Raw genomic sequence first — 21,629 nt, forward strand, 5'->3', positions numbered from 1 at the left:
GTTCTCAATGTTTAAAATTTTATTAATAGAAGATGATCAAACTTTATTAAATGAAATAAAAACGCGGTTGGCTGGATGGGATTATGAAGTTTATAGTATTGAAGATTTTAGCAATGTTATTGCAGAATTTACAGCAGTCAACCCTGATTTAGTCATTATTGATATTCAACTTCCTAAGTATGATGGCTTTCATTGGTGTAGGTTGATTCGTACTCATTCGAACGTGCCTATTATCTTCTTATCCTCTCGCGACCACCCTGCTGATATGGTTATGTCTATGCAGCTCGGAGCGGATGATTTTGTCCAAAAGCCGTTTCATTTTGAAGTGTTGATTGCAAAAATTCAAGCGATTTTACGGCGCGTTTATAATTATAGTTCGGAAAAGAATGATTTAAACACTTGGTCTGGAGCTACGGTTGATTATCAAAAAAATATCGTTACAAATGAAGTTGGAACAATTGAACTTTCGAAAAATGAAATGTTTATCCTAAAGGTATTGCTTGCCCATAAAAACAATATTGTAAGTCGTGCTGATCTCATTAAGAGTCTTTGGGATGATGAACGATTTGTTAGCGATAACACATTAACGGTAAATGTTAATCGACTTCGCAAAAGACTCGATGAGCTCGGACTAGGGCACTATGTTGAAACGAAGGTTGGCCAAGGATATATTGCGAAGGAAAAGGAAAACTGAAGTGTTATATTTCATCGTGTTGAAATTGTAGCAAGGCGGGATAATACTATAGAGGCGGCAAACTGAAATGATGAAGATATACTAAAAACTTTCATACGATAAGACGGTTTTAGAAAAATTGAATACCGCGTCAAAATTTATTAGAAGTAATAATTAATCGAAGTTTTTACAGTGCGAAATGAGGACGTTAAAATGTTGTTAAACTATTTAAAAGAACGACTTAGCTGGATTTTACTAGTGTTAAGCATTCAATTTCTCATTCTTTTTGTTGCGTATCTCGATTTGTCAATTCCCCTCCTTCCTATGCTTTATATTGTGTTTTTATCTTTGCTAGTTTTTACGATTTTTCTTTTTGTACGCTACAAAAAAGAAACAAAGTATTTTAAAAGCTTACAGGATTGGGAGCATGACCTTGATTTAGCTAAATTGATAGCAGCAGAAAGTCCTTTTGAAAAAATCGTAGAAAATAGTTTAACGAGTCAAACTGTAGCACAGAAAGAAATTGCCACCAATCATCTAATTGCTCTGGAACAAGAAAAGGATGATTTGTTAGCATGGATTCATGAAGTGAAAACTCCATTGACAGCAATGCATTTAATGATTGAGCGCATTGAGGACCCCCAATTGAAATCACAATTGGCGTATGAATGGTTACGTATCCACCTGCTACTTGATCAACAGCTACATCAAAAGCGTCTTCGCTTTATCGAGAATGATTTACATATTGAAAAAATAGCGTTGGAGCCGATTATTTTTAAGGAAATAAGAGAACTTCAGTCTTGGTGTATGCAAAAAGGCATTGGGTTTGAGGTTAATTTAAGCGTACATGATGTATTAAGTGATAGCAAATGGCTTGCCTATATTATTCGGCAGGTTGTTACAAATGCAGTTAAATATAGCGAACAATCAGATATTCACATTAACAGCTATGATCAGGATGGGCAAACCTTCCTTGAGATTTCGGATTTTGGACGTGGAATTGCATCTAAAGATGTATCGCGAATTTTTGAAAAAGGCTTTACCACAACGAGTTTGCAAAGCTCTAATTCTGGGGCCGCAACAGGGATGGGCTTATATTTAGCCCAAAAAGCAGCGAGATTTTTACGAATACATATTGGTGTAACATCTGAATTAGGAAAGGGTTCTACTTTCACCCTAACCTTTCCTAAGAAAAATGAATTTGTCAATATAACTGGCATGTGACAAAAATGTCACATGCTTTCGCTATTTGTTAGGTGAATCGCAGGAAAATAGCTCCGAACGCTATTATGATAGGATTATAAATGATTTAACTATAGGCCAAAAAGGTTACTTTTCAACATGATCGGAATGTAAGTACTGCCCCACTAACAAATATATAGGAGTGAAAAAAATGTTGATATTAGAAGCAACGAAGCTTCATAAAAGCTATGGAAATAAGTTAAATAAACAAGAGGTGCTCAAAGGGATTGATCTACATGTTGGTGAAGGAGAATTTGTTGGGATTATGGGAGCATCCGGTTCTGGGAAAACAACGCTGTTAAACGTCCTCTCCTCGATTGATCAAACAAGTGCGGGTTCGATTAAAATTGCGGGAAAAGAAATGACGACGATGAAAGAAAAACAGCTCGCGGAATTCCGAAAAAATCATTTAGGATTTATTTTTCAAGAATATAATCTTCTTGATACATTAACGGTAAAGGAAAATGTCCTTCTCCCCTTATCAATTACAAATATAGCCAAAAAGGAAGCAGAAGCAAAATTTCAAACCATCGCAACTGAACTTGGTATTACCGATATCCAAAATAAATATCCGAATGAAATCTCTGGCGGGGAAAAACAACGTACATCGGCCGCACGGGCATTCATTCATGAGCCTAGTATCATTTTTGCTGATGAACCAACTGGTGCGCTTGATTCAAGATCAGCTTCTGATTTATTAAATAAGCTAAGTGAATTAAATCGGAATCGCAATGCAACAATTATTATGGTTACACACGACCCTGTTGCAGCAAGCTATTGTAATCGCGTTATTTTCATAAAGGATGGGCAAATATATTCACTCTTAAATAAAGGCGACGAAGAACGGCAGTTATTTTTTCAAGCAATTATGAAGACGCAAGGTGTACTGGGCGGGGTGAAAAGTAATGATTATTAAGCAACTTATCCTCCGTAACTTAAAAAAGAATTTGAAAAACTATTATTTATATGTGTTTGCGTTAATTTTTACAGTAGCTCTTTATTTTGCCTTTGTCACGTTGCAATATGATCCAGCAATGGATGAAGCAAAAGGCTCCATTAAAGGTGCAGCAGCAATTAGGTCAGCGTCTGTTATACTAATAGCGATTGTATCGATCTTTCTTCTATATGCAAATAATATTTTTATTAAACACCGAAGTAAAGAAATTGGCTTGTTTCAATTAATCGGTATGACAAAAAAAGAAATGTTTCGTATTCTACTGGTGGAAAATTTTCTACTCTTCTATAGTTCGTTACTAATTGGCATACTTGTAGGGTTTTCGTTTTCGAGATTAATGATGATGATTTTATTGAAAATTACAGGTGTTGAGGCGATTGCTAGGTTGCGATTTTCACCGGAAGCATTGCTGCAAACAGGTATTGTATTTTCTGCTATTTTTTTATTGGTCACAGTTACGAACTATCGTTTTATAAAAATGCAAACGATTTTATCGCTATTTCGTGTAGTAACGTCAGCTGAAGAAAAAGTGAAAAAAGTATCGATTTTTGAAATGCTGCTCGGCATTGCTGGCATCTTCTTCATCATTATCGGCTATTATGTATCATCAAAATTATTCAGTGGAGCTTTTACGACTATTAATGAGCTATTTTTGGCAATGATGTTTATTTTAGGGGCGGTTATCATTGGAACTTACTTATGGTATAAAGGCTCTGTTAGTTTTATAGCCAATATCATTCGAAATAAGAAAAACGGGCATTTAAATATCAACGAGGTCCTCTCGCTCTCGTCGATCATGTTTCGGATGAAATCGAATGCATTATTATTAACAGTTATAACAACGGTATCGGCACTAGCCATTGGACTATTATCGTTAAGTTATATTTCCTATTATTCGGCTGAAAAAGCAGCAGAAAACTACGTTCCAAATCATTTTTCGTTCAGCAACGTAGATGATGTTGGGGAATTTAAAAATGCGTTAGATTTTGCAGGAATTCCATATAGCGAGCAAATCATTGATGTGATTCAAGTTAAAGCAAATTTAGTACAAATATTAGATGCGAAACTAGATGATCTTACTATTGATCCTACAGCAATGCCCCTTCCTGTCATTAGTGAAAATGATGTTAGTGGCTTGAATTTGACTAGTGAAGAAGCCAAATTGAGTGGGAATAATGATATGATGCAAAAATTTATGGCTTTGAAAGAATCTGGAACGATTGAATTACATGGAAAAACTGAAGCGATCCCACTACAATTAAACGGCATAAATAAAGACTACATCTTACCAATATATTTTACAGCTGGTGGGTTGCCTGTCGTCATTGTTGACGAGACAGTGTTCAAGCGTCTTCAAAAAGATATTGAAGCTACAATCCAAAAGGAATCTACTGTCTATGTTGGAATTGATGTGAATCAAAAAGCTCATATCGTAAAAGCAAATGATATTTTTCATGAAATGGAAATGACGTTTAGCGGAAATAATGATTCTCGGCTTGATATGAGCAACAATCAGAAGAAAAAAATGGGTTTAGTTATGTTTATTGTCGGCTTTTTAGGGCTTACGTTTCTCGTCACCTCCGGTTGTATTCTCTATTTTAAACAAATGGATGAAAGTGAAGATGAAAAACAAAATTATACAATTTTGCGTAAATTAGGGTTTACCCAAAGTGATTTGCTGAAAGGAATCCAGATAAAACAACTGTTTAACTTTGGCATACCTTTGTTAATAGGTCTTTCCCATGGCTATTTCGCTGTACAATCGGGCTGGTTTTTGTTCGGTACTGAGCTTTGGACGCCGATGTTTGTTGTCATGGTCTTGTACACAACACTTTACTCAACTTTTGGGATCCTCTCTATTCTTTATAGCAAAAAGGTCATAAAAGAAGCGTTATAGAAACTTTTTGTACAATCGAAAAAAGGGGCGATCCAAAAAGTCATGTATATTTAAAAAGAATCTTTTCGTAGTAGGTATCGCTGGACAACTTCATATTTTGGATTTTTGCTAGGAAAAATTTGATAGATCACAACCTCATCCACATTCATAACTTGTTGATTTGTATAACACCTCTTAATTTCTGTTACAGTTTCGAATGCGGATGAGTCCCCAGAATATTTTTTTGCAAGGGTAATGTGTGGATTATACTCTCTATTTTCTTTTGGGAAACCGACATTTATTGAGCACTCATCCACCACTTTCTGTAACGTTAGTAACGCCTCTACCTTCTCTACTTCAGCCCATAATACTCGTGGATTTTTGGGGTTACCAAATGTGCCAACTTTACCGACAGTGAGGTTGAAGGCCTGAAAGTTTTCCAATTCTACCAATTCCTGTTTAAGTACTTGTAACTGTTCATTTGAAACAGCACCCAAAAATTTCAACGTGATATGAAGATCTTGTTTATGAGGCCAAATTTTGTAGGATAATTTATGTTGGAGTTCACTTTGCCATACTGAAAAATAGTCTTTAATATGCTCTGGTAATGGAATAGCAATAAAATAATGCGGAAAATTCGACATTTTTTCACTTCCTTAAATCAAATGTTCTTAGTAACTATTATAGTATTTCCTTTTCGTAAAATTTAGTAAATCGGTTAGTATATTTTTTTACAAAAAACAAAAAATGAGATGAATGATTAGTTTTTTTAAGTTCTATTGAAGTCTGAAACAGAAAGAATGAATGGTTCGAGGTGTAAAAATGACCCTAGTTCGACTTGGATACGTAGCAATGAGTGTTCATGTGCAAAATAGTTCACCATCGCAAACAATGACATACGCCCATTTTCAGAAATTACTTAATCGAGATGCAGCGATACGCAAGCTAGAACGCATTGCTGAATCAAATCTACATAATTGTTTACGACTACTTCGTCATAATCTTGCCCATGACATTCATTTTTTTCGGCTAAGCTCCCGACTAATTCCATTAGCTACCCATGAGGCACTAAAAGGCTGGGATTACATTTCACCAGTTTGTGAAAGCTTATTCACTGTTGGGGAATTTGCAAAAAAACATAAGATGAGAATTGATTTTCATCCGGATCACTTTGTTGTAATAAATTCACCGAAGGTTGATGTTTTGAAAGCATCGATCAAAACATTGCAATACCACTTGAAAATGTTAAAGGGAATGAAAATCGATCCTACCCACCGCTGTGTGTTGCATGTTGGTGGCAGCTATAACAATAAGGAAAAAGCGCTAGAGCAATTTGTTGAAAATTGGGGTTCAGTCCCTGCTTCTATTCAAAAAATGATAATTCTAGAAAATGATGATAAATCGTTTAATTTACAAGACACGCTTTATCTTTGTGAAAAATTAGGATTACCGTTTGTTTTTGATTACCACCATCATCTTGCAAACCATCAGGATGAGGAATGGAGCAACAATTGGGAACGGATTACTGGGACATGGGAACATTCAAAGCTACCTGTTAAAATGCATATTTCAAGCCCAAAGGACGAGAAAAAGTTTCGTGACCATGCGGATTACATAGATGCTCATATGTTTCTTACATTTCTCCGAGAAATTAAGGGCAGTGTACCTGAAATTGATTGCATGATTGAGGCGAAGAAAAAAGATGAAGCATTGTTTCAGTTAATAAAGGATTTGAAAAAATACAATGAAGTGGATATCGTTGATGGGGCTAGCTTTTATATAAAATAAAGCGGGAATCACTCTCTTGATTCCCACTTTAAAACAAAGGGACTGCTTATATACCGACTACAAATGTATAGAGTTCAGGTAACCGTATTATATACAAATACTAAAGAATCAAGCAACGGTTTTCGTCCTACGAGCTCTGCGGGCTACTATCGAACGGGATACAGAATAAACAGCGAGTGCAACCCAAATAAACGAGAAAGCAATTAAATGGGTGTGGCTGAAATGTTCACGCAGAATAAACACTCCAATTATTAAGTTAATTGTCGGTGAAATATACTGCAAAAAGCCGATAAGTGACAGAGTAATTCGTTTTGCCCCCTCAGCAAAAAGTAGTAAAGGTATGGCGGTTACGATCCCTGATCCAATTAACAATAGATTTATAGACAAGCTGGATGACACACCAAAATGGCCTGTCCCCTGGGAATGAACATATAGTAAATAAAATAATGCTATCGGTGTGACCATCATTGTTTCGAACGTTAACCCAGTAATTGAGCTTAAATTTGCTTTTTTCTTCACAAGACCATATATTCCAAAGCTTAACGCGAGCCCTAAAGAAACCCAAGGGATCGAACCATATTCAACTGTAAGAATTAATACACCACCTGCAGCTAATAGAAAAGAAATCTTTTGCCAAAAATCAAACTGTTCCTTTAACACAATAATTCCTAATAATACACTAATTAACGGATTTATGTAATATCCTAAACTAGTCTCGATTACGTGCCCAGCGTTGACCGCCCATATATAAATAAACCAGTTTGCACTAATCAAAACTCCTGAAAAAAACAATGAAAAAAAAGCTGCTGGATTAGTGATTATAGACTTAATGTCAGTAATCACTAGATGCCACTTCTTTAACACAAGTATTATGACAATCATAAAGATAAACGACCAAACGATCCGATGCGCCAAAATTTGTGGTGCGCTGACTTCGCCAACGGCAATCCAATATAACGGCAGAACACCCCATATTAAATATGCAAAAACCCCATTCCAGATACCTACTGCTTGCTGATTTTTCAATTGGTCCATCTACTTTTCCCCTATTCACTTAAACATCGACCCAAATAAATTTCTATAACTCTAAAGACTAAAAAGCAATTGTATTTAATTATAATTGTAATATAGTTTTTTTGCTAGATAATTTCGTGAGGCAAGAATTGTTTTTGTTTATGTAAAAAAAGGATATTTCTTAAGTAAATCGGACTATAAATCTATTATTTTCCTGTAAAACCTAAAATAGGTGGTTTATAATGGTAATAGATATCGAAGCACATATATGTAGCATTGAGAGGAGAAACATATATGGGGACAAAAAATGGCATTAAATTAACATTTGCGATGAGTTTATTAGTTGTTTTTACAGTGTGTAGTACAACTGTGGTCAATTGGTATTTATCTGTTCATGCCCTTAAATCCACATTAACAGATAATCATTTAGAAAATAATTATCGTTATGCTCAGAAGGTTTTAAATAGCACTACTGTTTTACTTAATGATATGGAGCATAATCTCAGTACTTTAGCTGATGTGTTGGGCAAGAAAGAACTTAGTCAATCCGACTTAGATGCTTGGCGCGATGCTAATAGCGGTTACTATAATTCACTGTTTACAACCGATTCGCAAGGTGTTGTCCAATTAATGAGTCCCCAAGTGCTGCCAAGCAATCCAGGCGGTGTTCGACCAGGTACGAAAATTCAATCAGATTTGATGAAGCAGGCTTTGAAAAATAAGCAGCCGTTTATCTCTGATCCGTATCTTGCACAAACAGGAAACTTAGTTGTATTAGTCTCCTACCCTATTTTTGATCAGCAAGGAAATTTTAAAGGGGTTGTTGACGGTACGATTTATTTAGAAAGTAATAATTCTATGAAAAGGCTTCTCGAACAGCATGAATTTTTAGATGAAACATCTGTATTTGTAGTAGATCATTCCGGTCGAATTATATATCATCCTGATTCAACTCGAATTAATCAGTCTGCAGCAGATCACCCCCTTGTTCAAAGAGTAATTGAGGGGAGAAATGGATCAGAACAGATTCAAGCGAATGGTTTCGAATATTTTTCTGGATATGCCTATATTGAGCCCACAAGATGGGGAATTATTACCCAAACCCCTACTTCGGTAATTGATAAGCCTCTCAATAATTTAACAAAAATTATTATTGTTCAGTCGCTACCACTCCTTTTATTAATTTTATTATTAGGTTGGTTATTTGCTAATCAATTAACAAAACCAATTAATACACTAGCAAGATATTCGGAGGAAGCGATTTTATCGAAAAAAGAAGCGTATTCGATTCACCGTTTAGAAATTAAGTCAGCTATTTATGAAGTTCGTAAGCTATGTCACCATATTCAGCGGCACTTTCAATTATTAAATAACCAAATTCAACAGGATGGCCTTACAGGTCTAGCTAATCGAAGATCATTTGATTTAGAAATCGAAAAACTGGTTCGTGACAAAGTACCTTTTTCATTAATTATGCTTGATATTGACCATTTTAAAGTCGTGAATGATCAATATGGACATTTAGTTGGTGACGATGTATTAAGGTTTTTAGCGTTAATTATGCAGGATGTCTGTCGTGAAGATGATTTATGCTTCCGCTATGGTGGCGAAGAGTTTGTCATTTTATTAAAGTATAAAAATGTTGATAAAGCCCAAGTTTTAGCCGAAAGATTGCGCTTAAAAGTAGCTGAGACACCAAGTCCAACGGGTCATCCTATTTACATTTCGTTAGGAATTTCCGCTTATGAAGACGGTGACGAAAATCCGGAAGTCGTAATTAAAAGAGCAGACATGGCCCTCTATCGTTCAAAAAATGAAGGTAGAAACCGAACAACAATTTATTAAATTATTCTGAAAAATAGACAAGGTAACGGTGCTCTATCAATTAATTTGATTGAGCACCGTTACCTTTTTTAGAATTCTTTCTACTACACTAATGCAGCTATAGCCTGCTGTGCTTCCTTATATTCTTTTTCTAACTGCGCAATTATATCAGCAATAGGTTCAATTTTTGTGATAGTTGTGACCCCATGACCAGCTGACCATATATCGCGCCATGCTTTGACATCTACCATATGGGAAAAATCAATACTTTCCTTGCTAGGCAAGTTATTTATTTCAATTCCCTCCTTTTCTATACTTGGAATCAAATAATTTGCATGAACACCGCTAAATGCATCTGTATAGATAATATCGTCAACTGTACTATTCACGACCATCTTCTTATATTGCTCCGAGGCTACACTTTCAGTTGCCACGATAAAGCGTGTCCCCATATACGCGAAGTCGGCGCCAAGTACTTTAGCAGCTAATATATCTTTTCCGTCCGAAATTCCGCCTGCTAGTATCGTAGTTCCTTTCCAAAATTGTTTAACAGCTGCTAGGAATGCAAACGGATTTAATCTTCCTGCATGTCCCCCTGCACCATTAGCTACAAGAATTAAGCCGTCTACTCCTGTCTCTGCTGCTTTTTTTGCATGCTTGATCGTAGCAACATCAGAATAGACAAGTCCTCCGTAGCTATGTACAACATCGATTACTTTTCCAGGATGACCAAGTGAAGTAATGACGATCGGTGGCTCATATTTCCGAATTAATTGTAAATCTTCCTCAAACCGCTTATTTGTTGGATGGGAGATAAAGTTCACCGCCCATGGTAAATCTAGTAATTCACCTTTAATAGCTATTAACCACTCTTCTAAAATTTCCGAAGTTCGCGCATTTAATAGTGGAAATGAACCAATAACGCCATTCCTGCTAGCCTGAATAACAAGTTCAGGACTTGAAACTAAAAACATTGGTGCCACTATTACTGGTAATTTTAAACCGTTAAACATCTCTCAACCCCCAAAAAGTTAAACTTTTATCGCAATCTACAGATAATATCTATACCTATCATTATGATAGCAAGATGATAGCAAGATGATAGCAAAATGATAGAATACGCTAAATTAGATTGCTAAACGTATAAGTCACCCATCTCCCATAGAATGACTTATTTGCTTATATTTTACAGTTCGCTGTTAAATGGTTTTTTCCTGCTTAAGAATACAATTTAGAGGTTTGAAATGTTAAATTCTGACTTCAGATTCTTTGTCAAAGAAATGGGCTTTCGCCATATCAATTCCTAGTGCAATTTCCTGACCACTCGTAATTGCGATTCTAGAATCAATTCTGGCTAGTAGATCTTGGTCACCTAATTTTGAATAAAGAATCATTTCTGCCCCAGTTAGCTCGACGACATCTATTTTTACTTTAACAACTGTATTTGCTGATATTTTTAAAAACTCAGGTTCATCATGAATATCTTCGGGACGAATTCCTAGGATGACTTCTTTATTGATGTAGCCCTTTGCTTGTAGCCTTTTCATATCATCTTCACTAATTTTAATAGTAGCCCCAGCCGATTCAAAGGCTCCATCCTCTTTCACTATTCCCTTAAAGAAATTCATCGCTGGAGATCCGATAAAGCCACCGACAAACACATTTTCCGGTTGGTTATAAACTTCTGTTGGAGTCCCTACTTGTTGCACGAATCCATCCTTTAAAACAACAATACGGGTAGCCATTGTCATGGCTTCTGTTTGATCATGTGTTACGTAAATCGTTGTTGTGTGGAGACGTTGATGAAGCTTTAAAATTTCAGCGCGCATTTGGACACGGAGCTTGGCATCTAAGTTTGAAAGAGGTTCATCCATAAGAAATACTTGTGCATCACGGACGATCGCACGTCCTAAAGCAACTCGCTGGCGCTGTCCACCAGACAGTGCTTTAGGCTTACGATCAAGATATTGCTCAAGCCCTAAAATTGTAGCGGCCTCTTTCACCCGGCGATCAATTTCCCCCTTTTCAACTTTTCTCAATTTTAAACCAAAAGCCATATTATCATAGACGTTCATATGTGGATACAATGCATAATTTTGAAAAACCATAGCAATGTCGCGCTCTTTAGGTGGCACATCATTCATACGTTGATCACCGATAAATAAATCGCCTTTCGTTATTTCTTCAAGTCCGGCAATCATGCGGAGAATCGTTGATTTACCACAGCCGGATGGTCCAACAAACACAATGAATTCCTTATCGTGTATTTGTAAATTAAAATCTGTTACAACGATGACGTTTTTATTATAGGTTTTGTAAATATGTTCTAAGCGAATCGAAGCCATATATACCCCTCCTTTTGTTCATCAGATTTAATGGACAAATCTTGTAATAATAATTTTGTTCTACTCTTAGTACCTACTTGTCACTATTTTGGAGTTTCATATCATAGCATTTCTTGATGTATTCAAAGGATAGTTCCGCTGTTGTTGTAACCACTAGATCGGCATTCCCAAAAACATCTTTCTCGCCGATAGCGACCGCGTACATCCCTGCAGCTTTTATGGCTTTAATCCCTGCCTGTGAATCCTCTATGCCAATACAACCAGCAGGATCTACATTTAATAGCTTTGCTGCTTCAAGAAAAATTTCCGGATGAGGTTTGCCGTTCTTTATTTCTTTTGCATCAACAATACAATCAAACTCACTTTGTAAAGCTAGTGCATTAAGAACGGTCAGGGCATTTTTACTTGCAGATGCTACACCGAGCTTCAAACTAGCGCGTTTAATAGCACTGATGAATGCTTGAATACCTGGTAAAATATCGCGAGGAGTGATCTCTTCTATTAATCTTTGATAATGCTCATTTTTTTTTGCGGCTAGTGACATTTTTTCAGATTCTGAGAAATCATACTTGCGTCCGCCACATGCTAATATTTTCTCCAATGACTCCATTCGTGAAATACCCTTTAGTTCTTCGTTACATTCTTTTGAAAATGGAATGCGGAGCTCATTCGCAAGCTTTTTCCATGCTAAGAAATGATATTCTGCGGTATTTGTAATTACTCCATCCAAATCAAAAATAACTGCCTGAAGATCAGTTGCCACGAAACAACCTCCTTCATTCGTGATAAATATAATCATGAATAATAATTAAATAAGTGCTGAAAATTGCTTATTTTTCTCAATCATCACATCTTGATTAAAAAGCTTTATTTGTAACGGTTCCCCCTCTAATAATGAAAGCCGTACTTGAGTTTGATCAATTTGAATTTCTAGTAAGCGACCTTGATATTGAAGGCGGAACGACAGCTCTTGCCATTGTTTTGGTATTTTTGGTTGTAAGGTAAGACCCGTTTCTTTCAAACGAAGACCGGCAAAACCGTATAAAATAACCATCCACGTTCCACCCATATTTGCAAGGTGAAGACCGTCTTTTGTATTACCATGTGAATTATCTAAATCTAAGCGTGCTGTCTCAATAAAGTAATGATATGCCTTTTCGTGGTAGCCTATTTTGGCAGCCATAATGCTAAAAATTGATGATGATAGTGATGAATCATGGGTTGTAATCTTCTCATAATAGTCATAGGAATTTTTGATCGTTTCAAAATCTTGCTCACCCTCAAATAAAAAATGGGCTAATACTGTATCTGCTTGTTTACAAACTTGATAGCGATATAGAGTTAAAGGGTGATAATGTAATAATAAGGGATAATTCTCTTTTGGCGTATTTGAAAAATCCCATACAGCTTTTTGTAAAAATGTATCATCCTGGGGATTAATGTTTAACGTTTCATCGTATGGAAGATACATTGCTTCCCCTGCTGTTTTCCATTGATCTGCTTCTACATCGCTTATACGAAGTTTTAAAGATAATTCATAAAAAGCGATCCAATCCTTTTCTTTTAGTAACTTATATAGTTTGTAAGCCCAAAGTAAGTTATGTTTAGCAATTGCGTTGGTATAATAGTTGTTATTAACGATACACGTATATTCATCAGGACCTGTTACCGCATCTATTTTAAATTTACTTTCGTGATAATGACCGACATCAATCCAGAGACGGGCTGTTTCGACCACTAGCTCGATACCGTATTCCTTCATAAAATCGAAATCACTTGTCACTAAATAGTATTGGATATAGCTAAAAGCGATATCTCCACTTATATGATATTGGGCGCTACCAGATGGGAAATAGCTAGAGCATTCTGTTCCACATATCGTTCGCCACGGGTATAACGCTCCTTGTGAATGGCCCATTTCTTTCGCGCGTTTTCTAGCAGCCGGTAATGTATAATATCGAAATAGTAAAAGCTGTCGAGCTAATTTGGGCTCAGTCATTAAGAATACAGGAAGCATATAAATTTCTGTGTCCCAGAAATAATGGCCACCATATCCTTCCCCTGTAAGTCCCTTAGCGGCTATGCTGCTAACAGAGTCTTGACCAACTGCTTGTAGCATTTGATAGAGATTAAAGCGGATTGCCTCTTGCAAGGAATGGTCGCCACTAATTTTTATATCTGCTTTTTCCCAGAAGGAACGTAAGTATTGCTTTTGCAACGTTAGCAAGTTATGAAACTCGGCATTTTTTAGTGAGCAATGGAGCTTGATTGCTTTATTCAGTAAATTACCATTGTGGCGAAGTGTATCGGTATAAACATTCCACTTTGTAAAATGAAGCGGAGTTTGCAAAGAGCAGGTCATTGTCACGTTGATTTTTGCTTCATCTTTTGAAATTTCTCTCTTTTTTAGACATCCATCCAATGAGTGTCTAGATACACATGCCGTTTGTAATTTAGATTGTAACGTTTTGGCAGTAACATATATATATTCATCCTCAAAACCTATTTGATTCACTTGAAGTCGTTTTGCATGACTTGAGCTTATCCTAGGGTCATGAGTATTTACATAGTTTGTTACATCTCCATTTATCGTCGAAACGATTTTAACCGCACCTGAAAAATTAACTGGATTAATGGTTATGTCTATCACGTATAATTCACGGTATACGAATGACACTAGCCGTCGAAAATGGAGCTTGATCTCTTTTCCAAGTGGTGACTTCCAATGTATAATTCGTTCGGAAAAGCCGTCATCAAGATGGAGCAGACGTTCATAAGAAAGGATTTCTCCTGATAATAACGAAAAGCGCTCATCCTCTTCTCCGAAAAAAAGCTGAACTGTCTGAGCATCCACACTATTTAAAAGCTTTTGCTCTGTTTCAGGAAAGGCATGATGTTTTTCGTTATAACAAATGTCCACGATATCATGAAAGGCATTTTGATACGTACCTCTAATTGAGGTTCCATCCTCGCCATACCCTTCCTCAAAGTTCCCTCTTACACCTAAGTAGCCGTTCCCTAATGCGAAAATACTTTCTAGATTTAGTAAATCTTGTTCTTTTAATGAAGAATTTGATAGGGTCCAAGACATCGGCTTCCACTCCCTACTCACAAAGTAGTTAACGTTTTATAAATTCAGATAACAGTAACATGCACAAACCGATTTCGTACATTTCCCCTTAAAGTAGTCTTTGACTGCTATTATTCCTTTACCCCGCCAGATGTTAATCCTGAGACAATTTGTTTTTGGAAAAAGAGAACAATTAATAAGGTTGGAATCGTTACAATCGTTGTTGCTGCAGCCACTTCTCCCCATAAAATTTCAAATTGTGTTCGTAAAAAAGAGATGGCTACTGGAACGGTATGATAAGCTTTATTAGCATTAATTGTGATTGTTAATAAAAATTCATTCCAAGCTGCGATAAAGACGATAATTGCAGTCGTAAAAACTCCAGGTGCAGCAAGCGGGAATACAATTTTAAACAAGGTTTGCAACGGTGTCGCGCCATCAATTTTTGCTGATTCTTCAAGGGCAAGCGGGATTTGATTAAAATGAGTGACTAAAATCCACACTGCCATTGGCAAAGTAATTGTTGAATAAGGTAAAATGATCGCATAGCTATTTGTCCAACCAAGATCTAAAAATAAATTATAGACTGGACCGATAATGATCATTTGTGGAAACATGGAAACAGCCAAAATGACTCCTAATAAAACATTTTTCCCGCGGAAATGAAAGCGCGAAATAGCATAGGCTGCAAAGGTTGCCACTAACACTATATAGACTGTTGTTGAAGTTGCGACAATTAAACTTGTTTTGATAGCATTTAAAATTCCTTTTTCAACAAGAACTTTTACGAAGTTTTGTATCGTTGGATTATCCGGAATAAACCGAAAGGCCCCAGTGCCAAATATTTCCCCTGATGTTTTAAAGGAGGTGATGAAAATCCACAAAAACGGAAAAAACATCGCAATTAAGTACATAATAATTAACACCGTAATCGTAAGCTTCAACGTTCGCTTTGAGTTATCCATCGAATTCTCCCTCCTTTAGTTTTTCTCCATTAAATTTGCACCAAGAAATTTCACATATATAATTGCAATAATCGCGACACAAACGAACATAATCATAACAATTACTGATCCATAGCCGAAGTTTGTTTGCGCAAACATTGCCTTATACCCATAGATGGATAGTGTTTCTGTTGCCCCACCAGGTCCACCACCAGTTAATACGTAAATTAAATCAAACACTCGAAACGCATCAAGCGTTCGGAATAACAAGGCTACTAAGATTGACGGCTTTAATAGTGGCAACGTTACTTGAAAAAATGACTGAATTCGATTTGCACCATCAATGGAAGCTGCTTCATAAAGGGATTTCGGAATATTTTGCAATCCTGCTAACAATAGTAGTGCCATGTACGGGGTTGTTTTCCAAACATCTGCTAAAATTGTGGAAACCATCGCCCCACCTTCAGAAAGCAATAGATCTCGAGAATCCCCGATAAGACCAAACATTTCGAAAAAATGAGCGATAATTCCACTGCTGCCATCATATAAATAACTCCACATTAAAGCTGCAACTGCTGTTGGAATCGCCCAGGGAATGAGCGAGGTTGTCCGAATGAGTCCTTGACCCATAATAGCTTTATTCATAATCATTGCTAAAAGAAGACCAAGGATTAGCTCTAAAAAGACTGAAACAATTGTAAACACTAACGTATTCACTAATGCTGTACCTAAACGTTGATCTGTTAGTGCTGTTTTGTAGCCTTCGAGACCAATAAAATTGGAACCGATTATACTATTTTCCATATCTTCGGCAATTAACGGCAAGTTGTCTTTATTCGGTGTTTCGAAACTTTCGTTTATAGTTGAAATAATCGCTTTAGCTTCAGTGGATAGCGATACAATTTTTTCTTTTTCCTCTTCACTAATCTTTTGAACGCCTTCTCTACCTTCAAATTGTGTTGTTAGTTCATCTAGGTTTGTAAGGAATTCTTCAATTTCTAACTGTAATTGTGGATCAGTGACTGACTTTTTATCTTCATCTAAAAATAAATGTAAGTACAACTGGGTTTCATCAAATAATTCATAATTAAAGCGTTCATTTAGATAAAGTCCCGCTTTTTGCTGGTCATTCAATCGGTAATCAAAAAACGTATACGTAAACGACTGAATCACTGGCCATAATGAAAAAAACGCAATTAGTAGCACAACAGGAACGATAAAGAGGTATTCCTTAAAGCCAATTTTTTTCATCGAAGTATTCACCTCATTTCATATCGAAATAAAATTGAAGGGTCCTCGTTTAATTAAATGAAAAGAGGCTCTCCCTCTCGTGTCTAGCTCGACACAAACGCAATATTTAGATGAATATCTATTTATTGGCATGTGGCGCTTGAGTCACGTTTTTTGGGACAGCCCCTATCTTTATTTTGATTATGAATCATCTAGTGGTAATGCTACATACATCTCTTTTTTTGACAGTTTATATTGCCCTTGAAATAGGAAATCCTACAACTACATCTGTTTATTTGTATCCGAATTTAATTGATTCACAGGTTCCTTCTATATTTTTTACTGTGCCAAGGAATCTCTCATACGTTTATTGTGCGAGGGCTGCCTCAATAGCGGCAACAGCAGCGTCTAATCCCTGACCAGAGCTTAAATATTTATGAGCTTCAATTTGAATGGAGTCTGACACCTTTGAATATTCAGGTGACACCGGTCTAGCAATTGTAGAAGAAAGTGCATTTTTAAAGCCTTCATAAGAGAGCATGTCATTTTCAGCGATAACATCAGCATCTTCTAATAAAGCATTAAAACCAGGTAGATAACCACCTTGTGTTGACATTATTTTTTGACCTTCTGGACCTGCTAAGTACGTAATAAATTCCCATGCACCATCGACACTTTTAGAATTTTTGTTGATTCCAAGTAGCCAGCCGCCTACAGATCCACCGTTAGGAAGTGGAGCAATTCCTACTTGATCAACAGTGATTGTTACTCCATCCTCTTGACCTTTAATGCGTCCAAATTGATATGGCCAATTTCGGGCAAATACTGCGTTTCCTTGCTCAAAGTTTGTGTGGGTTTCCCCTTCCATATAATTCAAAAGATCTTTTGGACTCCATGCGGCAGTTGTGAAAGCATACATTTGCTCCAAACCGCCTTTTATATCAGCAAATGATTTTGTAAACTCAGTGACGTTAACTGTTAAGCCTTCATACTGCTTTGATTGGTAGAGGAAGCCATATTTTGTTCCACCTTGTCCGGAATATTTCGATGACATTGCTTCAAGATCTGCATACGTATAGTCACCGCTAATTAATTTTGCTGCATCCTCTTCACTTACAATATCTTTACGGAAATAAAGCAACCCTAAGTCTGGGAAGAATGGCATTGTAAACTGCTTTCCTTGATAATTCCCTGATGCCATCGAACCACTATTAAACTGTTCCTTTGTAAAATTGGAATCTGCCATCCGTACATCAATTGGTTCGAGAAATCCTGCACCTGCAAATTCGCCAGCCCATACAACATCTAAGGAAAGGATGTCGTATTCATCGGAGCCACTTGATAGTGATGTTAACAATTGGTCATGCATCTGTGCCGAATCATTTGTCATTTCGACCCATTCAACTTCGTATGCGTCCTGACTATTGTTAAATGCATCAATTACGGCTTGCGTTGCTGGGGTATTATCGTTTTGAGCTGCAAATTTTAAAACGACCTTTTCTGTAGGTTCTTCGCTTACTGCTGGAGTTTCACCTTCATTTTGAGGTTCACTAGTTGGCGAGCTTGAATTACAACCTGCTAAAATCCATGACATAACCGAAAGCACTAACAGTACTGAAAAAAACTTTTTCATTGAAAGGCCTCCTTAAATTTGTAAATTTTACTTTACAAGTAAAATATTAGTATGAAACATCGTCTACTTATATTAAAATATTAATATAAGTATTAATATTTTAATGTGGATGTGGAAAAATTATGAAATCTTCGATTAATCCTTCCGTTATAAGACAGTTTTTAGATAGTCGGATTGAGCATAAAAGAGATAATTTTATTCACCCACCTTTTGAGCTTGAACAACAACTTTTAGACGCGGTTAGCTTAGGCAATCAAAAGCTTGCTGAGGAAACTTTAAAGAAAATTAATCAACTTGAACGAGCTATATTAGCCAATAATCCTATTCGCTGTAGAAAAAACGCTCTTATCGCAATTTGCACGCTTTTTACACGAGCGATTATTAAAGGTGGAGTCTATCCGGAAATGGCTTTTGTTTTAAGCGATGCCAATATTATGGAAATTGAGAAAATCGATCATTTAGAAGAATTGGATCAGTTTGAGTATGAAATGCTTCGTCACTTTATCCAAACATTGAATGAGGAGAAAAACACACAAAATTACAGTCACCCTATTAAATTAGCAATTTCATATATTTATGACAATATAATAAATGATTTGTCACTTGATATTATTTCAAAGCATGTATATGTTCATCCTAACTATTTGTCTAATCGTTTTAAAAAAGAGGTAGGAAGTACCGTTACAGATTTTATTACGAAAAAGCGCATAGAAGAATCGAAATACTTTTTAGTACATACAAACACGTCTATATCCCATATTGCCATCCTCTTCAAATTTTGCAACCAAAGCTATTACACCTCTCTTTTTAAACAACATACCGGAATGACTCCGAGAGAGTTTAGAAGACTTAAACAAACTATTTAATAAATTCCCTATTTATTGGATCCAAATACATCCAATATCTCTTTCTCTAATTCTTCAATCAAGATAATCGCTTTTTCAATAATCGTATTCATAATAACGATACCTTCTTTCACAAAGAATTATCTCTTAAAAACTCTCACCATTCGTGTCGATTGGTGAGAGTTCGAATTAGTTATAATGTTTGTTGCAGGACCATTTTAAATTCTTTTTGTATCTTTTCCGTATCAATATCATTAATCTGTCTCTCGTGCCACAGTCCTTTGTCGTCAATCATTTTAAAATCTTCCAATAACGTCATTAAAAGCTTGTAATATTTCTCTGATTTTTGTGGTTCTTTACGACAAGCGTTTTGATAAGCTGTTACCAGATCAGGTAACTTTGTTTTGAGAATCGTCTTTCTGAAGTCATCTTCTCGATGCTCCATACTGTATTTGTACCAGCGAGTGTTCACAAGCGAAGCAACAGCCTCTTCGAATTTACCAAGCTTTGTTAATATATAGCATTGCAGTTCAATTAACGGTTCAATTTGTTTTCTTTTGTGATCGTTATTTTCATAATTTACTATCGAATTTTGTTCGTCATTTTCACATAACTTAAGTGCTTTATTACAGTGAACGAATGCTTCCTCATAATCGCGAATACTTGTTAACAGCAATGCCTTTTTTTGGTGAGCCAAAAAATAATTGACATCGCATTCAATGGCATCTGTATAGCTTTTTAAGGCTGATTTTACATTGTTGCTGTCCTTCACATAATAAATTGTAGGTATAAATTCAATGCCACTATACAACCCTCTAAAGGATACTGTTTCATATTCGTCATAGTATTGTTCTGCTAAATCCTCGCATACCGAATCGATTAATAAATTAGCTTTAACGACATGATAATACGGGTTTTTGGGGCTAAGGTTTATTAGCAGTTGAATATAGCCTTCATAATAACTAGGGTGTTCTTTATACGGATAATGACCATTTTTCGTATAAGTATAAAGGATTCGCCGCAGCAGCTCTTCCTTTGCTTCGTTGTAGTATAATTCATTACCACCTATGTTGATTGCTCGATTGCATATAGCAATCGCTTTTTCATGATTTTCAATGTTGATCGAATATATCCGTTCCTCGCCCCAATAGCTGTATTCATTTTCTGCTAACGTACCAGTAATATACGTATCATAATAATCCAATAAGATTTCTGTACTCGTCTGTAATGAATTAACAGCTGCGAATGAAGGGTCCGCCTTCTCCATCATTGCTAACTTTTCATACGCTGCATTTTGTTTTTCTTTTTCATGACGAAGTCTGGCTTGAAGTTCATCCTCTTTTGTTTTTGCACCTACAATGTTTTTATAATGGTAATCTGCGATAAAATCATCTTCTTCATCATTAAAAGCATGATCTTCGTCGAGAGCAGCATACATTTCTTGGTTTGCTCTCCAAATGATTTCTTCCTCTTGCTCTTCCCATCTCCTTTTTGTATCTTCATTTTTTAAATAATCTTGAAGCTGGTCTGAACAACGAATAATTTCTTGATAGCATTTATATACCATTTGCTTGTTACTATGGTTCTCATAGAATTGTATTTTATAAGAAATATATTCCTCAAAATGAGCAAGGTCGGCTTCGATTGCATGATTTAAGTATGATATAAAATTATTTGCTTTTTCATGCAAGTCCCAAATTAACAATGCATCCTCAATTACTTGGTAGATGTATTCCGATTTGTTAATTTTGCTGTAAAAGTCGATTAATTCGCTAATTTGCATTTCACAAATCATCACATCGTTTATGTGCTCAAATATTTCATGATTTAATTCAAGTATAGTGTCATTTATTACTTGGGCATTATTCTCTAAAAAAACAATGAGTTTATGAGTAAATGCTTGTAGCTTCTCTTGATCGTATGATTCGATATAATTTTCAAATAAGTCGACGGTGACATGATTGAAATGGTCCATGTGTGTGAGTAGGTCAGGATACATTAGTTTATTGTTGTGATGGGACAAAGTCTCTGTAATATATTGAAACGATGTCTCTAAATCCTCTTGCTCGATAGACAGTGTATATAGACGCTTCACTAGTGCAATCCTAATTTTTTCGCTCTCTGGTTTTTGTCTAAGAGCTGCACGTAAATTTTTAAGTTCAATTAGAGCGTTCTTAGCTTCACTCATAC

Annotated in this window: 17 protein-coding genes; 7 read left to right on the plus strand and 10 right to left on the minus strand. The window is 36.0% G+C overall.

The window, feature by feature from the left end:
- The first annotated feature begins 7 nt into the window (after nucleotides 1-7).
- The 4 genes from D612_RS0102785 (at nucleotide 8) to D612_RS0102800 (ending at nucleotide 4,767) form a co-directional block, all read left to right on the plus strand.
- Nucleotides 8-694: a response regulator transcription factor gene (locus D612_RS0102785; protein WP_017753960.1), complete on the plus strand. Its 687-nt coding sequence runs from the start codon at nucleotides 8-10 to the stop codon at nucleotides 692-694.
- A 192-nt stretch (nucleotides 695-886) separates the two neighbouring features.
- The gene (locus D612_RS0102790; protein ID WP_017753961.1) at nucleotides 887-1,897 is read left to right on the plus strand and encodes a sensor histidine kinase; all 1,011 of its coding nucleotides are present in this window, start codon (nucleotides 887-889) and stop codon (nucleotides 1,895-1,897) included.
- A 169-nt stretch (nucleotides 1,898-2,066) separates the two neighbouring features.
- Nucleotides 2,067-2,831, plus strand: coding sequence for an ABC transporter ATP-binding protein (locus D612_RS0102795; protein ID WP_017753962.1), 765 nt, complete (start codon nucleotides 2,067-2,069; stop codon nucleotides 2,829-2,831).
- Nucleotides 2,821-4,767, plus strand: coding sequence for an ABC transporter permease (locus D612_RS0102800; RefSeq protein WP_017753963.1), 1,947 nt, complete (start codon nucleotides 2,821-2,823; stop codon nucleotides 4,765-4,767). Before D612_RS0102795 ends, D612_RS0102800 begins: the two co-directional genes overlap by 11 nt.
- Nucleotides 4,768-4,817: 50 nt before the next feature.
- Here D612_RS0102800 and thpR read toward each other — a convergent pair whose 3' ends face one another.
- Complete coding sequence (gene thpR, locus D612_RS0102805; RefSeq protein WP_017753964.1) at nucleotides 4,818-5,390, minus strand: RNA 2',3'-cyclic phosphodiesterase; 573 nt, start codon at nucleotides 5,388-5,390, stop codon at nucleotides 4,818-4,820.
- A 178-nt stretch (nucleotides 5,391-5,568) separates the two neighbouring features.
- Between thpR and uvsE the strand changes: the two genes are divergently transcribed.
- Nucleotides 5,569-6,534: a UV DNA damage repair endonuclease UvsE gene (gene uvsE / locus D612_RS0102810; protein WP_017753965.1), complete on the plus strand. Its 966-nt coding sequence runs from the start codon at nucleotides 5,569-5,571 to the stop codon at nucleotides 6,532-6,534.
- Between the two features lie 108 nt (nucleotides 6,535-6,642).
- Here the strand turns inward: uvsE and rarD are convergent, their stop codons facing one another.
- Nucleotides 6,643-7,569 carry an EamA family transporter RarD gene (gene rarD, locus D612_RS0102815; protein WP_017753966.1) on the minus strand — a complete coding sequence of 309 codons (927 nt, stop codon included), beginning with the start codon at nucleotides 7,567-7,569 and terminating at the stop codon, nucleotides 6,643-6,645.
- A gap of 273 nt (nucleotides 7,570-7,842) precedes the next feature.
- On the opposite strand from rarD, the gene D612_RS0102820 reads away from it, so the two are divergent.
- Nucleotides 7,843-9,393, plus strand: a complete 1,551-nt coding sequence (locus D612_RS0102820) for a sensor domain-containing diguanylate cyclase (protein WP_017753967.1) — start codon at nucleotides 7,843-7,845, stop codon at nucleotides 9,391-9,393.
- Between the two features lie 83 nt (nucleotides 9,394-9,476).
- On the opposite strand, the gene D612_RS0102825 is transcribed toward D612_RS0102820, so the two are convergent.
- The 7 genes from D612_RS0102825 to D612_RS0102855 form a co-directional block, all read right to left on the minus strand.
- Complete coding sequence (locus D612_RS0102825; RefSeq protein ID WP_017753968.1) at nucleotides 9,477-10,385, minus strand: NAD(P)H-dependent flavin oxidoreductase; 909 nt, start codon at nucleotides 10,383-10,385, stop codon at nucleotides 9,477-9,479.
- 234 nt (nucleotides 10,386-10,619) lie between these two features.
- A complete protein-coding gene (locus D612_RS0102830; RefSeq protein WP_017753969.1) occupies nucleotides 10,620-11,717 on the minus strand; it encodes an ABC transporter ATP-binding protein in 1,098 nt (365 codons plus the stop codon).
- Between the two features lie 73 nt (nucleotides 11,718-11,790).
- Nucleotides 11,791-12,480: a beta-phosphoglucomutase gene (gene pgmB, locus D612_RS0102835; protein WP_017753970.1), complete on the minus strand. Its 690-nt coding sequence runs from the start codon at nucleotides 12,478-12,480 to the stop codon at nucleotides 11,791-11,793.
- Nucleotides 12,481-12,525: 45 nt separating this feature from the next.
- A complete protein-coding gene (locus D612_RS0102840; RefSeq protein ID WP_017753971.1) occupies nucleotides 12,526-14,808 on the minus strand; it encodes a glycoside hydrolase family 65 protein in 2,283 nt (760 codons plus the stop codon).
- A gap of 110 nt (nucleotides 14,809-14,918) precedes the next feature.
- Complete coding sequence (locus tag D612_RS0102845) at nucleotides 14,919-15,752, minus strand: carbohydrate ABC transporter permease (RefSeq protein ID WP_017753972.1); 834 nt, start codon at nucleotides 15,750-15,752, stop codon at nucleotides 14,919-14,921.
- Between the two features lie 15 nt (nucleotides 15,753-15,767).
- Entirely contained in the window at nucleotides 15,768-16,982 is a 1,215-nt protein-coding gene (locus tag D612_RS0102850; protein ID WP_017753973.1) for a carbohydrate ABC transporter permease, read from the minus strand.
- Between the two features lie 346 nt (nucleotides 16,983-17,328).
- On the minus strand, nucleotides 17,329-18,594 hold the full coding sequence (locus D612_RS0102855) for an extracellular solute-binding protein (RefSeq protein WP_017753974.1): 1,266 nt from the start codon (nucleotides 18,592-18,594) through the stop codon (nucleotides 17,329-17,331).
- Between the two features lie 122 nt (nucleotides 18,595-18,716).
- Between D612_RS0102855 and D612_RS0102860 the strand changes: the two genes are divergently transcribed.
- The gene (locus D612_RS0102860; protein ID WP_017753975.1) at nucleotides 18,717-19,460 is read left to right on the plus strand and encodes a helix-turn-helix transcriptional regulator; all 744 of its coding nucleotides are present in this window, start codon (nucleotides 18,717-18,719) and stop codon (nucleotides 19,458-19,460) included.
- 172 nt (nucleotides 19,461-19,632) lie between these two features.
- Here D612_RS0102860 and D612_RS0102870 read toward each other — a convergent pair whose 3' ends face one another.
- The gene (locus D612_RS0102870; RefSeq protein WP_017753977.1) at nucleotides 19,633-21,627 is read right to left on the minus strand and encodes a tetratricopeptide repeat protein; all 1,995 of its coding nucleotides are present in this window, start codon (nucleotides 21,625-21,627) and stop codon (nucleotides 19,633-19,635) included.
- Between the last annotated feature and the right edge of the window lie 2 nt (nucleotides 21,628-21,629).

The organism is Calidifontibacillus oryziterrae (assembly GCF_000331575.1).
Taxonomy (GTDB): domain Bacteria; phylum Bacillota; class Bacilli; order Bacillales; family Bacillaceae_J; genus Calidifontibacillus_A; species Calidifontibacillus_A oryziterrae.

Coding starts and splice junctions, on each gene's coding strand:
- D612_RS0102800 (WP_017753963.1), top strand. CDS start 2,821: ATGATTATTAAGCAACTTATCCTCCGTAACTTAAAAAAGAATTTGAAA.
- D612_RS0102870 (WP_017753977.1), bottom strand. CDS start 21,627: ATGAGTGAAGCTAAGAACGCTCTAATTGAACTTAAAAATTTACGTGCA.
- D612_RS0102785 (WP_017753960.1), top strand. CDS start 8: ATGTTTAAAATTTTATTAATAGAAGATGATCAAACTTTATTAAATGAA.
- D612_RS0102790 (WP_017753961.1), top strand. CDS start 887: ATGTTGTTAAACTATTTAAAAGAACGACTTAGCTGGATTTTACTAGTG.
- D612_RS0102860 (WP_017753975.1), top strand. CDS start 18,717: ATGAAATCTTCGATTAATCCTTCCGTTATAAGACAGTTTTTAGATAGT.
- D612_RS0102795 (WP_017753962.1), top strand. CDS start 2,067: ATGTTGATATTAGAAGCAACGAAGCTTCATAAAAGCTATGGAAATAAG.
- D612_RS0102855 (WP_017753974.1), bottom strand. CDS start 18,594: ATGAAAAAGTTTTTTTCAGTACTGTTAGTGCTTTCGGTTATGTCATGG.
- uvsE (WP_017753965.1), top strand. CDS start 5,569: ATGACCCTAGTTCGACTTGGATACGTAGCAATGAGTGTTCATGTGCAA.
- D612_RS0102830 (WP_017753969.1), bottom strand. CDS start 11,717: ATGGCTTCGATTCGCTTAGAACATATTTACAAAACCTATAATAAAAAC.
- D612_RS0102850 (WP_017753973.1), bottom strand. CDS start 16,982: ATGAAAAAAATTGGCTTTAAGGAATACCTCTTTATCGTTCCTGTTGTG.
- D612_RS0102845 (WP_017753972.1), bottom strand. CDS start 15,752: ATGGATAACTCAAAGCGAACGTTGAAGCTTACGATTACGGTGTTAATT.
- rarD (WP_017753966.1), bottom strand. CDS start 7,569: ATGGACCAATTGAAAAATCAGCAAGCAGTAGGTATCTGGAATGGGGTT.
- D612_RS0102825 (WP_017753968.1), bottom strand. CDS start 10,385: ATGTTTAACGGTTTAAAATTACCAGTAATAGTGGCACCAATGTTTTTA.
- D612_RS0102820 (WP_017753967.1), top strand. CDS start 7,843: ATGGGGACAAAAAATGGCATTAAATTAACATTTGCGATGAGTTTATTA.
- thpR (WP_017753964.1), bottom strand. CDS start 5,390: ATGTCGAATTTTCCGCATTATTTTATTGCTATTCCATTACCAGAGCAT.
- D612_RS0102840 (WP_017753971.1), bottom strand. CDS start 14,808: ATGTCTTGGACCCTATCAAATTCTTCATTAAAAGAACAAGATTTACTA.